The sequence below is a fragment of the Micromonospora sp. HB375 genome (assembly GCF_017872985.1).
GTDB classification, from domain to species: Bacteria; Actinomycetota; Actinomycetes; order Mycobacteriales; family Micromonosporaceae; genus Micromonospora; species Micromonospora chalcea.
This window is the reverse complement of record NZ_JAGGJO010000001.1, coordinates 3,071,217-3,084,197: the sequence shown is the minus strand read 5'-3', so window position 1 is coordinate 3,084,197 and position 12,981 is coordinate 3,071,217. Positions and strand designations below refer to the sequence as shown.

Here is a 12,981-nt window from a genome sequence, read left to right as displayed (position 1 = left end):
CAAAGGTGAAACGGTCGCGGGTTTTTGTTCGGAGGGAACAACATGACGTTGGAGGCCGGCACTGGGCAGCGCGCCGCGCACCTCAACCTCGAGGCCGGCATGGCCGCGACGCTGCGCGACCGGCTGCCGATGGTCGCCGAACGGACCGTCTCCGCGATCACCGCCGAGGTGCCGGACTACTCCGGCGCGCTCACCGGCGCCATGCGGGCGAAGATCGAAAACGCGGTACGCATCGCGCTCGGCACGTTCCTCCAGCTCATCGAGGGTACCCAGGCGTTCGACCCGAGCACTCCCCTGGCCCCGGCGCTGGAGGCCGCGTACGCGCTGGGCAGCGGTGAGGCCCGCTCGGGGCGCAGCATGGACGCGCTGCTGGCCGCGTACCGGGTGGGCGCCCGGGTGGCCTGGCGTGAGGTGTCCACCACGACGGTGCGCAGCGGGCTCGCCGCCGAGACGGTGGCCGAGTTCGCCGAGTTGATGTTCGCGTACATCGACGAGCTGTCCGCGGCGAGCGTGGCCGGGCACGCCGACGAGCTGGCCAGCGCCGGCCGGATGCGCCGCCGCAGCCTGGAACGGCTCACCCAGCAGTTGCTGGCCGGTGAGCCGGAGGAGTCGCTGCGGCGCAGCGCGGAGCGCGCCGACTGGCCGCCGCCGCAGACGCTGACGGTGGTGCTGCTGCCCCGCCGGCACCTGCGCGCCGTGTTGGCACTGCTCAGCCCGCACACGCTGGAGAGCGGCGAGGACCTGCCCGGCATGAACCCGGTCGAGGAGCTGGCCGTACTGCTGGTGCCGGACATGCACGGCGGCCGGCGCCGCCAGCTCACCCGGCTGCTGCACGGGCACCGGGCGGTGCTCGGCCCGGCCCGCCCCTGGCACCGGGTCGCCGCGTCGTACCAGCGGGCCACCCGGGCGCTCGCGCTCGGCCTCGGCGAGCCGGACGCCGGACCTGTCGACACTGAGCGTCACCTGGCCACGCTGCTGCTCAGCATGGACCCGGAGGCCCTGGCCGACCTGCGCGCGCAGGCCCTCGCGCCGCTGGCCGCGCTGCCCCCGGCCACCGCGCACCGGCTGGCCGAGACGCTGCGGTCGTGGCTGCTGCACCAGGGACGCCGCGACGACGTGGCCGCCGACCTGTTCGTGCATCCGCAGACCGTCCGCTACCGGATGGGCAAGCTCCGCGAGCTGTTCGGCGACCGGCTGCTCGACCCCGCCGCCGTCCTCGACCTCACGATCGCGCTGGCCGTACCCCCGGAGCCGGACGCCGCCTGACGCCGCGCCGGGGCGCACGGCCCGGTGCGGCCGGGACCTCCGGCCCTGTCCGCCCGCGACGGCGGCGGGCAGGGTCGGAAGGGGACGAGCAACCAGGAGGGCCGCCATGAACAGCACACCGACCCGCACCGGCCAGGACCCGAGGGTACGGGTGCTGGAGGCGGCCGCCCGGCAGTCCCTGCACGCCCCGTCGGTGTTCAACACCCAGCCCTGGCGCTGGCGGATCACCGCGGACGCGCTGGAGCTGCGCGGCGACCCGGATCGGCAGCTCACGCACACCGACCCGGACGGCCGGTTGCTGATGCTGAGCTGCGGCGCCGCCCTGCACCACGCGCGCGTGTCGCTGGCGGCGTTCGGCTGGGCGGCGGTGGTCGAGCGGCTGCCCGACCCGTCCGACCCGTCGTTGCTGGCCCGGATCCGCACGACCGGCCCGATCGACCTGGACGTGCCGGCGGGCCGGCTCGTCGACGCGATCCCGCGCCGTCGCACCGACCGGCGGGCGTACGGCGACCGGCCGGTGCCGGAGGCGGTGCTGGCCCGGCTCGGGGACGCCGTCGAAGCCGAGGGCGCCCACCTGCACGTGGTCCGGCCGGACCAGATGCCGATGCTCGCCGTGTCCACCGGCCGCGCCGCCGAGGCGGAGCTGGCCGACCCCGCGTACCGGGAGGAGCTGAACCGGTGGACCAACCGGCCGGCGGGCAGCGGCGACGGAGTGCCCGCAGCCACCGCCGTGCGGCCCTCCCCACGGCGGGTGCCGCTGCGCGACTACGCGCCCGGCGGGGCGGCCGGCCTCAGCGCGGGCACGGACTTCGACCGCGGCGCGGCGTACCTGATCCTGTTCGGTGAGGACGACGAGCCCGCCGCCTGGCTGCGCGGCGGCGAGGCGCTGTCGGCGCTGTTGCTCACCGCCACCGCCGAAGGGCTGGCCAGCGCACCGCTCAGCGACGCCGTCGAGCTGGCCTGGCCGCGCCGGATGATGCGTGACCTGCTCGCCGGCATCGGCAGCCCGTACCTGATCGTGCGCGTCGGCTGGGGCCCGGAGGCCGAGCTGCCGCCGGCGCCGCGCCGCGCGCCGGGCGACGTCATCGAGGTGGTGGACTGACTCCGGCCTCTACGACTTCGATGCCCGCCGGATGTGGCTGATCGACCTGGACGAGTACCGGCGGGACCGTTCGTGCTCGACTCCGGCCGGCTGCCCGGGTCCCGCCGCTACCTGTCGCCGCAGGAGCTGACCCGGGGCGCGACCGTCGACGACCGCCTCACGGCCCACGCGCTCGGTCGCACGCTTCACCACCCGCTCGACGGCCTGTCCGGCTGGCGCGGCACCACCGCGGAACGCGCGGTCGTCGCCCGGGCCACCCGCGCCGATCCGGCCGCGCGGCACGCCACCGTGGCCGCCCTGATCGGCCCCTTCGGCGACCCGAGCCCAGGCCAGGTGGTGACTGTCCGTCACCTCGATTCCGACGCAGCGCATCGTCACAGTGAGTGATGGGAGGTTTCTGGGGCGAATGCACCGCCTTTCCGCGCACGCTGCGTCTGAGCAGCCAAGACGCTCGACTGGTCGTTGACGATGCTGTTGCCTCTCCGCCGACTTTGCTCTGCAGCCTCATACGCGGCGGTAGCCGTGAGTCACCGTCACGTCGATGGCTGCAGAGCAAAGTGGCCCGAGGTGAACCATGCGGGCTCAGCTTCGGCACTACCGTACGTGACGGCGAGGGGGTCGGCATGTCGGGACGACCAGGGCCGGGTGCGGGGCGGCCGTCGGGCGGAAACCCGCTCCCGGGGCCCGTCCGGCGCATAGCGTGGGGCGAGGTGGCCTGCCCGGGGCGCCGGTGAGCGGAGGGAGAACGCGGTGACTGAGCCGGAGGAGGAGCAGGAGAAGACCCGCAAGACCGATCGGGTGCTGTTCTCGCCCGACGGCGACCCGCACCACACGCTGGCCGAGGCGCCCCAGCCGGACGAGCACCTCCCGCCCACCGTCACCCGCGACGGCCACACGGACGTGCTCGACGACGAGCAGTGAGCGCACGAACCCGCACGGCCGGCCGGGCGGGTTCCAGCCGCCCCGGAGGGCGGCCACGGAAGCAGCCTCAGACCGGCGGGATGCCGGAGCGGCCGATGTCGGACATGTCGTCGCCGATCTCGGTCCGGGTGCCGGCCACCGGCCCGGCGGTCGCCCCCGTCCGGTCCTCGATGCAGGCTTCACCCAGCCCGTGCATCAGCTCACCCACCGCGGCCAGCGCCGCACCCTTGTCCGGGCAGGGCTGCCCGGTGGCGAGCACCCGCCCGTCGCCGCCGACCACGGTGAACCCCACGGTGCCGTCGGCTTCGCTCTCGATGACGAACTTCACCATGCTCCTCTCGCCGCCCCGGGCCGGGCGGCCCTTCAGCTCACGCCGTGCGACTGCAGCCACAACTCCAGCAGGCCCAGTTGCCACAGCTTGTTGCTGCCGGCGGCGGCCTGCGCCCGGTCCGGCTCGGCCAGCAGCTCGTCGACGTACTCCCGGCGGAACAACCCGCGCCGGCATGCCTCGGGCGCGCTGAGCGCCTCGACCACCAACTCTCGCACGGGCCCGTCGACGTTGCGCAGCGCCGGCACCGGGAAGTAGCCCTTGGGCCGGTCGATGACCTCGGCCGGCAGCACTTCCCGGGCCACCTCCTTGAGCACGCCCTTGCCGCCCTGGGCCAGCTTGTGCTCGGGCGGGCAGGCCGCGGCGAGCGCCACCAGGTCCTGGTCGAGGAAGGGCGTGCGCACCTCCAGTCCCCAGGCCATGCTCATGCTGTCGACGCGTTTGACCGGGTCGTCGGGCAGCATCAGGTGCGTGTCCAGGCGCAGCACCGCGTCCACGGCGGTCTGCGCGCCGGGCGCGGCCAGGTCCGCGGCGACCAGCTCGCCGCTGGCGTCGCGCTCACAGGTGTACGCGGGGTCGACCACCCGGTTCAGCTCGGCGTGATCGCGGTCGAAGAACGCGGCGGTGAACTCGGCCGCGGCGTTCTCCCGCGCCGCGTCGGCCAGCCGGTGGTGGTAGCCGTAGCCGGCGAACACCTCGTCGGCGCCCTGGCCCGACTGCGCCACCTTCACGTGCCGGGCGACCTGCTCGGAGAGCAGGTGGAACGCCACCACGTCGTGGCTGCCCATCGGTTCGGTCATGGCCGCCACGGTGGCGCGTACGGCCGGGCCGAGATCGCCGTCGGAGAGCTGGATGCGGTGGTGGTCGGTGCCGAACGCGCGGGCGACCAGGTCGGAGTAGTGGAACTCGTCGCCGGCCTCGTCGCCGCGGCTGTCGAACCCGATGCTGAACGTCTGGAGGTGGTGCTGACCGGCGCCGTCGAGCAGCGCGACGATCATGCTGGAGTCGAGGCCGCCGGAGAGCAGCACCCCGACCGGCACGTCGGCGACCAGCCGGCGGCGTACGGCCGTGCGCAGCGCGTCCCCGACGGCGGCCCGCCAGTCGGCGGCGTCCATGCCGTCGTGGGCCCGGTCGCGCCGGTACTCGGGCCGCCAGTAGACGCGCTCGCTGCTGTGCCCGTCGGCGTCCACCACCCGCACGGTGGCCGGGGGCAGCTTGCGGATGCCGCGCAGGATGGTGCGGGGCGCCGGCACGATCGAGTGCCACGACAGGTAGTGGTGCAGCGCGACCCGGTCGATGCCGGTGTCGACGTCGCCCCCGGCCAGCAGCGCCGGCAGCGTGGAGGCGAACCGGAGCCGGCCCGGGGACTCGGCGAGGTACAGCGGCTTGATGCCGAGCCGGTCGCGGGCCAGCACGAGCCGGCGGCGACGCCGGTCCACCAGCGCCACGGCGAACATGCCGACCAGGTGGTCGACGAACCGCTCACCCCACTGCGCGTACGCCACCAGGATCACCTCGGTGTCGCTGGTGCTGTGGAACGTGTGCCCGGCGGAGATCAGTTCGTCGCGCAGCTGCGGGTAGTTGTAGACGCAGCCGTTGAACACGAGCGCCAGGCCGAGGTCGTCGCGGACCATCGGCTGCGCGCCGGCCTCGGACAGGTCGATGACTGTCAGCCGGCGGTGCCCCAGCGCGATCCAGCCGTCGTCCCACGCGCCCTCACCGTCCGGGCCGCGTGAGCGCATCGCCGCTGTCATCCGGTTCACCGCGTCGGTGTCGGGGGTGACCCCGTCGAACCTGGCCTCACCGCTGATCCCGCACATCTCAGCGCCCACCGGTCAGTCGCGGAGCACCCACCATGCCAACCTCCCGCCGCGTCGTCTCCCCCGGGCGGTCCGCCGGGTACGGCGACTACCCGGCCTGTGGCGTAGGAAACCCGGATGGGCGGTTGGCGAGCCGGGCACGGCGCGCCGTCGTACGGTGGCGGTACGGGCCATGTCCCCGGGCGGTCCGGCCACGGGACGTGGCCAGGATCAACGACGCCTGCCAGGAGGACGTGTGTTCGCCAATTCCGAGGAACTCCTGCGATACCTCACCGACGAGGACGTGAAGTTCGTCGACGTACGTTTCTGTGACCTGCCCGGCGTGATGCAGCACTTCAACCTGCCGGTCGAGTCGTTCGACGACAGCGTGTTCACCGACGGCCTCGCCTTCGACGGCTCCTCGATCCGCGGCTTCCAGTCGATCCACGAATCGGACATGCTGCTGCTGCCGGACGTGGCGACCGCGTTCGTGGACCCGTTCCGCGCGCAGAAGACCGTCGCGTTGAACTTCTTCGTCCACGACCCGTTCACCAGGGAGGCGTACTCCCGGGATCCGCGCAACGTGGCGAAGAAGGCCGAGGCGTATCTGGCGGCGAGCGGCATCGCCGACACCGCGTACTTCGGCGCGGAGGCGGAGTTCTACATCTTCGACTCCATCCGCCACGAGACCTCGGCGCACCAGTCGTTCTACTACATCGACTCGATCGAAGGCGCCTGGAACACCGGGCGGATCGAGGAGGGCGGCAACCGCGGCTACAAGACCGCGTACAAGGGCGGCTACTTCCCGGTGCCTCCGGTGGACCACTACGCCGACCTGCGCGACAGCATGGTCCGCCGGATGGTGGACGCCGGTTTCACAGTGGAGCGTTCGCACCACGAGGTGGGCACCGGCGGGCAGTCGGAGATCAACTACAGGTTCTCGACGCTGCTGCACTCGGCCGACGACCTTCAGCTCTTCAAGTACCTGATCAAGAACGAGGCGTGGGCGCACGGCAAGACCGCGACGTTCATGCCCAAGCCGGTGTTCGGTGACAACGGCTCCGGCATGCACACCCACCAGAGCCTCTGGCGCGGCGGCGAGCCGCTGTTCTACGACGAGACCGGCTACGCCGGCCTGTCCGACACCGCCCGCTGGTACATCGGCGGCCTGCTGCACCACGCCCCCTCGCTGCTGGCCTTCACCAACCCGACCATCAACTCGTACCGCCGTCTCGTCCCCGGCTTCGAGGCGCCGGTCAACCTGGTCTACTCCCAGCGCAACCGCTCCGCCTGCACCCGCATCCCGGTCACCGGCAGCAACCCGAAGGCCAAGCGCGTCGAGTTCCGCGTGCCGGACCCGTCCAGCAACCCGTACCTGGCGTTCTCGGCGATGATGATGGCGGGCCTGGACGGCATCAAGAACAAGATCGAGCCGCCCGCCCCGATCGACAAGGACCTGTACGACCTGCCCCCGGAGGAGTGGGGCGACGTCAAGCAGGTGCCCGGTTCCCTCAGCGAGGCGCTGGCGGCGCTGGAGACCGACCACGACTACCTGCTCGACGGCAACGTCTTCACCGCCGACCTGATCTCCACCTGGGTCGACTGGAAGAACGCCAACGAGGTCGACCCGGTACGCCTGCGTCCGACCCCGCACGAGTTCGCCATGTACTACGACTGCTGAGCGACGTCCTGCTGAGCGACCCCACCGCCCCCGCGCCACCCGCGGGGGCGGTGGTCGGCGGAAACAGCCTCGGGACGGCCCCCGGCCTCGTACCGTCGAGACATGATCCCGCCTCACGACGAGCTGCCGACCGTTCCGTGCCGGTGGAGCCGTCGGTGAGGCCGCGGCCCACCACCACCGCCACCACCCCGACACCGGAGATCCCCACCGTCCTGACCCTCGGGGTGGAAGAGGAGTTCCTGCTGCTGGACCCCGTCACCGGCGAGAGCATGCCGGTCGCCGACCGGGTCCGCGACGCGCTCTCCGGGACCGCACGCGAGCAGAGCCGGCAGGAGTTCCGGCACAGCATGGTGGAGATGGTGACCCCGGTCAGCCCCGACCTCGGTCAGCTCCGCGAGCACCTGGTCACGTTGCGCCGGGCGGCCGCCGGGGCGGCCGAGGCGGCCGGGGCGCGACTGGTGGCGGTCGGTGCCACGCCGGTCTGCGAGGCCCACCGCACGGTACCCGACGAGCAGCGCTACCACGACATGTCCCGCCGGTTCGGCCCGGTGGCCCACGACCCCGCGGTCTGCGGCTGCCACGTGCACGTCGGCGTACCCGACCGGGAGCTGGCCGTGCAGGTGTGCAACCACCTGCGCCCGTGGCTGCCGGTGGTGCAGGCGCTCACCACCAACTCGCCGCTGCACGACGGGCGGGACACCGGGCACGCCAGCTGGCGCTCGATGCAGTTGGAACGGTGGCCGAGCATCGGGCCGACGCCGCACTTCCACTCGGCCGCCGACTACGACGCCACGGTCCGGGACCTGATCACCGCCGGCATCATGCTCGACGCCGCGATGGTCTACTGGTACGCCCGGCCGTCGGCGTCGTACCCCACAGTGGAGATCCGCGTCGGCGACGTCTGCCCCACAGTCGACGACACCGTCCTGATCGCCGGGCTGGTCCGGGCGCTGGTCGCCACCGCGATCGACGACATCCGCGACGGTGTGCCGGCCCAGCGCATCCGCGACTGCCTCGTCGCCGCCGCGCACTGGCGGGCCGCGCACGACGGCGTGGACGGTGACCTGGTCGACCTGCGCACCGGGCGGCCCCGGCCCGCCTGGGACCTCGTCGACGACATGCTCGGCATCGTCACGCCCGCGCTGACCCGCCACGGCGACCTGGACCTGGTCCGGCGCGAGATCGACCGGGTGCGCCGCGAGGGCACCGGCGCCACCCGGCAACGTCAGGTCATGGCCGACACCGGCGGTGACGTCCGTGTCGTGCTCGCGCACCTGGCCGCGCAGACCGTCTCGACGTGAGTCGATGACCTCCCCGGACCGGACCGGCGACCGGTCAGCGCAGCCCGGCGAACAGGTCGTCCTCCGGCGTCGGCGCGCCGGTGGTGTCCCGCACCCGCACGAACGTCTCCATGCCCATCAGCTCGGTGAACCGCTCCTGCCCGAGGCGCAGGAAGAAGATGTTCTCCGCCTGGCTGGCGTGCGCGGCGAGCGAGGCGAACTTCTGCCCGCCGTAGCCGCTGGTGTCGACCCAGGTGGTGATCTCGTCGTCCGGCAGGCCCAGCGCCGGCATCTCGTCGGTCGCCTCCGGCTCGGGGAACTCCACCCCGATCTCGCGCATGACGGTGCCGAACTGCTGGAACGCGCTGCGCGGCACGGTGGTCCAGTAGACCTTGGCCGGGATGCCGGTCTGTTCGACGGCGGCCATGGTGATGCGGTGGGCCTGGATGTGGTCCGGGTGGCCGTAGAAGCCGTTTTCGTCGTAGGTGACGACGACGTCGGGACGGTAGCGCCGGATCAGCTCGGCCAGCCGGCCGGCCGCCTCGGCCACCGGCGTGTTCCAGAACGCGCCGGGCGCGTCGTTCGTGGCCCACCCCATCATCCCGGAGTCGCCGTAGTCGAGCGTCTCCAGGTGGGTCACCTTCAGCGCCTCGCAGCTCGCGGCCAGCTCGGCGCGGCGCATCTCGACCACGGCCTTCGGGTCGTGCCCGGGGTCGCCCGGCTTGATTCCGCCGGGGCCGTCGCCGCACCCCCCGTCGGTGCAGGTCACGAGCACAGTGGTCACGCCCTCGGCCGCGTAGCGCGCCAGGATGCCGCCGGTGCTCGTCGCCTCGTCGTCGGGGTGCGCGTGCACCGCCATCAGGGTCAGGGATCGATCGGTCACCCCGTCACCATACGAGCATCGGCCGACGAACTAGCATTGCCCGGTCCGCAGACGGCGACGGAAGCGAGGCGCGATGGGTTGGCTCCAGCGGTTGCTCGGTGGCGGACGGGTCGAACTGGACCCGACACGTCAGCAGGAGCTGCTGCGGGACGTGCGGCAGTCCTACGGGGCGCACGCCCGCCTCCGGTTCCCGGAGCAGGCCGACGCGATCACCCGGCTGCTGTCCGATGACGACGGTCTCGTGGTGGCCGCCGGGATCGTCTGCGAGGCCGCCGACCAGGCGCACGCCGACCTGCTGGGCCAGGCGCACGAGGTGTTCCGGCGTACCGGCCGGCGGCTGCTGGTGCACCGCCGCAACTACCGGCCCCTGTGGAAGGAGGCCGGGCCCGCGCTGCGCTGGCCGCTCGGCGCGCTGCCCAGCGGGCTGCACCCGTACGCGCAGGTGGCCGGCGCCGTGGCGGCGGTCGGCGGGCGGGCCGACCGGCTGGACAAGGTGACCGATCCGCAGCCGTTCGTGACGCGCCTGTTCGAGGTGCTCGACCTGACCACGGCCGGCTGGGAGTTCGGCCGGGTGCGTGTGGACACCGACAGCGCGTCGCTGGTGGAGCGGCTGATGGGCACCGGCGCGCGGGTGCTCGCGACGATGGACGACCCGCCCCGGCTGCCGCCGGCGGTGCGGGAGATGATGCGCCGCAACCACCGCATCGCCGTGTACGACCCGGCCGGTCCCCGGGTGGTCGGCGAGTTCAACCTGGGCGCGCGGCTGCGCGAGACGCTGCTGGCCTGACCGTCGGCACGCCCCGCCCCGGCCGGGTTGCCGCGGCGGGGCGCGTCAGCGGTCAGGTGGTCGTGCAGGTGAGGTTCGTCGGCGGGTTGTTGGTGCCGCCGGCCGTGCCGATGAAGCCGAACGTGGTGGAGCCGCCGGCCGGCACCGAGCCGTTGTAGTCGACGTTGCGCACCGTGACGTTCGCGCCGCTCTGGGTGTGCGTGCCACTCCAGATCTGGTTGATCACCTGACCGTTCGGGAACGTCCAGGACACCGTCCAGCCGCGGATCGCGGTGGCGCCGGCGGTCACCGTGACCTCGGCCTGGAAGCCGCCGGACCAGGAGCCGGTGATCGCGTACGTGGCACGCGCGCCGGACGGCGCCGGCGAGCTGGTGGTCGGGGTCGGAGTCGGGGTCGGTGACGGCGTGGACGTCGGCGAGGGGGTCACGCCGGGCCGGGCCGCCCGGTAGGTGTGGCCGGCGCGGACGGTGAGCGCCACGACGTCGGACTCCGGCCGGGTGGTGGCTGGCGTGCTGCCGTCGGTGACGTCGGTGAGGGTGAAGCTGCCGGTGAACAGCCGGGACCGCAGTCGCAGCGTGCCGTCGCGGTCGGCGCGGACGCTGATCTCGTCGGCCTGGCTGTTGCTCCAGGTCAGCGCCACCGTGTAGCCACCCCGGCCGCGCAGTCCCGCGACCTGCCCGGCGGGCCAGGCGCTGGGGAGCGCGGGCAGCAGGTGCAGCTCCCCGGTGTGGCTGTGCAGCAGCATCTCGGCGATGCCCGAGGTGGCGCCGAAGTTCCCGTCGATCTGGAACGGCGGGTGCAGGTCGAACATGTTCGGCGCGAGCCGGTCGGTGCGGACCAGGTCGCGCAGGAGCTTGTGGGCGCGGGCGCCGTCCTCCAGCCGGGCCCAAAAATTGATCTTCCAGGCGAGGGACCAGCCGGTCCCGTCGTCGCCGCGCAGCTCCAGCGTCTTGCGGGCGGCCTCGTACAGCGCCGGGGTGCCCCGCCTGGTGATCTGGTTGCCGGGATGCAGCCCGTACAGGTGGGAGACGTGCCGGTGGGTGCGCTCGGTCTCGACCCAGTCGGCGAGCCACTCCTGCACGTTGCCCCGCGAACCGACGCGGCTCGGTGGCAGCCGATCCTTGGCCGTACGCACCTGGGACCGGAACGTGGTGTCGACGCCGAGCACCTCGCTCGCCCGGGCCGCGGCGTCGAACAGGTCGCGCAGGATCTGGTTGTCCATCGTGGGTCCGGCGCAGACGCTGGCGTTGGCGTGGTGCGCCAGCTCCGGCGAGTTCGACGGGTTCGTCACCAGGTAGCCGAGCGTCGGATGGGCGACCAGGGTGTCGAGGAAGAACTGGGCGGCGCCCTTGAGCGCCGGGTAGTTGGCCTGGAGGAAGCCGAGGTCGCCGGTGAACAGGTAGTGGTCCCAGATGAGCGTGCTCAGCCAGGCCCCGCCGGTCTGCCACATGCCCCAGAACGCGCCGTCCACCACCGACGCGCCCCGCCAGGCGTCGGTGTTGTGGTGGGTGACCCAGCCACCGGCGCCGTACTGTGCCTGGGCGACCCGCGCGCCGGTGACGGTGAGGTCCTTGACCATGTCGAAGACCGGCAGGAAGCACTCGGACAGGTTCGTGATGTCGGCCGGCCAGTAGTTCATCGGCAGGTTGGCGTTGACCGTGTACTTCGAGTCCCAGGACGGCGTGAGAGAGTCGTTCCAGATGCCCTGCAGGTTCGCCGGCTGGGTGCCCGGCCGCGACGAGGAGATCAGCAGGTACCGCCCGAACTGGAACAGCAGCGCGGCGAACTGCGGGTCGTTCGTGCTCGCGTGCTGCGCGATCCGTACGTCGGTGGGCTGGTCGGCGGCGGCGGTGCGGCCCAGGTCGATCGTGACCCGGTCGAACAGCGCCTGGTAGTCGGCGCGGTGGCGGGTGCGGAGCTGGTCGACGTCGACGCTCTTGGCGGCGTTCAGCCGGTTGCGGGCGATGCCCTGGTAGTCGCCGTTGACGGTGCGGTAGTTGACGTAGCTGGTGCCGATCGAGATCAGGACCGTCACGCTGGTCGCGCCGGACACCCGCAGCGTGCCGCCGGAGCTGCTCACCGTGCCGCCGGTGACGGCGGCGTTGGCCAGCGCGAGGAACCGCACCGAGCCGTTGACCCCCTCCATCGAGCCGGAGATGCCGTCGAGCGCGACTGTCGCGCCGTCCGGGCTGGACACGGTGGTCCGCTGCGGGCTGTCGAACGCGGCGGAGAACGTGATCGCGTTCGCCCGGTCGGCGGTCAGCCGGAGCACTATCACCTGGTCGGGCGCGCTGGCGAAGACCTCCCGCTGGTACCGGACACCGTTCAGCACGTACGTGGTGGTGACGGTGGCGGTGGTGAGGTCCAGCGTCCGGTTGTACTGCGTCGCCCCGCTCGCCGACCCGAAGGAGAGCCGCAGGTCGCCGACGGTCTGGTAGGCGAGCTGACCGCCGGGGCTGCCCATCATGGTCTGGTTGATCAGATCCTGGGCCGAGGTCCACTGGTCGGCGAAGACGCGACGCCGGATCTCGGCCAGGTTGGCCGCGCCCCGGGTGTTCGCCGAGTCGTACGGGCCGCCGGCCCAGACGGTGTCCTCGTTGAGCTGGAGCCGTTCGGTGTCCACGTTGCCGAACACCATCGCGCCGAGCCGCCCGTTGCCGATCGGCAGGGCGCGCAGCCAGTCGGTGCCGGCCGGTTCGTCGTACCAGAGCGCCAGGTCGTTCGCGGCGAGCACCTGCGCCGGCGCCGCCGAGCCGGCGCGGGCGGCGGCGCTCCAGGCGGCCGGCACCAGCGCGGCGCCGGCGCCGGCCGCTGCGGCCTTGATGACGTTGCGTCGTGTCACTTCAGACATGCTTTTCTCCCAACCGCGCGGATCAGAGGCGGGTCCGGATGCGCGGCGCTGCCCTGTTATCGCTAACAGATTGCGCCTCGCAC

At 72.7% G+C, this 12,981-nt stretch carries 11 protein-coding genes; 7 read left to right on the top strand and 4 right to left on the bottom strand.

Annotated elements, in window-relative coordinates; translation table 11 throughout:
- The first annotated feature begins 42 nt into the window (after window positions 1-42).
- From J3R08_RS14085 to J3R08_RS14070, 4 genes are all read left to right on the top strand, one after another.
- On the top strand, window positions 43-1,266 hold the full coding sequence (locus J3R08_RS14085) for a CdaR family transcriptional regulator (RefSeq protein ID WP_043324720.1): 1,224 nt from the start codon (window positions 43-45) through the stop codon (window positions 1,264-1,266).
- A gap of 106 nt (window positions 1,267-1,372) precedes the next feature.
- Window positions 1,373-2,368, top strand: coding sequence for a nitroreductase (locus J3R08_RS14080; protein ID WP_069090147.1), 996 nt, complete (start codon window positions 1,373-1,375; stop codon window positions 2,366-2,368).
- Between the two features lie 72 nt (window positions 2,369-2,440).
- Entirely contained in the window at window positions 2,441-2,755 is a 315-nt protein-coding gene (locus J3R08_RS14075) for a hypothetical protein (protein WP_245254734.1), read from the top strand.
- A 363-nt stretch (window positions 2,756-3,118) separates the two neighbouring features.
- The gene (locus tag J3R08_RS14070; protein ID WP_013285860.1) at window positions 3,119-3,289 is read left to right on the top strand and encodes a hypothetical protein; all 171 of its coding nucleotides are present in this window, start codon (window positions 3,119-3,121) and stop codon (window positions 3,287-3,289) included.
- Window positions 3,290-3,356: 67 nt separating this feature from the next.
- Here J3R08_RS14070 and J3R08_RS14065 read toward each other — a convergent pair whose 3' ends face one another.
- Together J3R08_RS14065 and J3R08_RS14060 are read right to left on the bottom strand one after the other, a co-directional pair.
- Window positions 3,357-3,620 carry a hypothetical protein gene (locus tag J3R08_RS14065; RefSeq protein ID WP_222948895.1) on the bottom strand — a complete coding sequence of 88 codons (264 nt, stop codon included), beginning with the start codon at window positions 3,618-3,620 and terminating at the stop codon, window positions 3,357-3,359.
- A gap of 32 nt (window positions 3,621-3,652) precedes the next feature.
- Complete coding sequence (locus tag J3R08_RS14060) at window positions 3,653-5,437, bottom strand: N-acetylglutaminylglutamine amidotransferase (protein ID WP_187693068.1); 1,785 nt, start codon at window positions 5,435-5,437, stop codon at window positions 3,653-3,655.
- A 235-nt stretch (window positions 5,438-5,672) separates the two neighbouring features.
- Here J3R08_RS14060 and glnA point away from each other — a divergent pair, with 235 nt between their 5' ends.
- Complete coding sequence (gene glnA, locus J3R08_RS14055) at window positions 5,673-7,097, top strand: type I glutamate--ammonia ligase (RefSeq protein WP_187693054.1); 1,425 nt, start codon at window positions 5,673-5,675, stop codon at window positions 7,095-7,097.
- Window positions 7,098-7,252: 155 nt separating this feature from the next.
- Window positions 7,253-8,398 carry a glutamate--cysteine ligase gene (locus J3R08_RS14050; RefSeq protein WP_209961530.1) on the top strand — a complete coding sequence of 382 codons (1,146 nt, stop codon included), beginning with the start codon at window positions 7,253-7,255 and terminating at the stop codon, window positions 8,396-8,398.
- A gap of 34 nt (window positions 8,399-8,432) precedes the next feature.
- On the opposite strand, the gene J3R08_RS14045 is transcribed toward J3R08_RS14050, so the two are convergent.
- On the bottom strand, window positions 8,433-9,260 hold the full coding sequence (locus J3R08_RS14045) for a PIG-L family deacetylase (protein ID WP_043324725.1): 828 nt from the start codon (window positions 9,258-9,260) through the stop codon (window positions 8,433-8,435).
- A 73-nt stretch (window positions 9,261-9,333) separates the two neighbouring features.
- Here J3R08_RS14045 and J3R08_RS14040 point away from each other — a divergent pair, with 73 nt between their 5' ends.
- Window positions 9,334-10,047, top strand: a complete 714-nt coding sequence (locus J3R08_RS14040) for a hypothetical protein (RefSeq protein WP_043324727.1) — start codon at window positions 9,334-9,336, stop codon at window positions 10,045-10,047.
- 52 nt (window positions 10,048-10,099) lie between these two features.
- Here J3R08_RS14040 and J3R08_RS14035 read toward each other — a convergent pair whose 3' ends face one another.
- Complete coding sequence (locus tag J3R08_RS14035) at window positions 10,100-12,898, bottom strand: glycoside hydrolase N-terminal domain-containing protein (RefSeq protein WP_209961528.1); 2,799 nt, start codon at window positions 12,896-12,898, stop codon at window positions 10,100-10,102.
- Window positions 12,899-12,981 lie beyond the last annotated feature (83 nt).

Coding starts and splice junctions, on each gene's coding strand:
- J3R08_RS14085 (WP_043324720.1), top strand. CDS start 43: ATGACGTTGGAGGCCGGCACTGGGCAGCGCGCCGCGCACCTCAACCTC.
- J3R08_RS14080 (WP_069090147.1), top strand. CDS start 1,373: ATGAACAGCACACCGACCCGCACCGGCCAGGACCCGAGGGTACGGGTG.
- J3R08_RS14065 (WP_222948895.1), bottom strand. CDS start 3,620: ATGGTGAAGTTCGTCATCGAGAGCGAAGCCGACGGCACCGTGGGGTTC.
- J3R08_RS14060 (WP_187693068.1), bottom strand. CDS start 5,437: ATGTGCGGGATCAGCGGTGAGGCCAGGTTCGACGGGGTCACCCCCGAC.
- J3R08_RS14040 (WP_043324727.1), top strand. CDS start 9,334: ATGGGTTGGCTCCAGCGGTTGCTCGGTGGCGGACGGGTCGAACTGGAC.
- J3R08_RS14035 (WP_209961528.1), bottom strand. CDS start 12,898: ATGTCTGAAGTGACACGACGCAACGTCATCAAGGCCGCAGCGGCCGGC.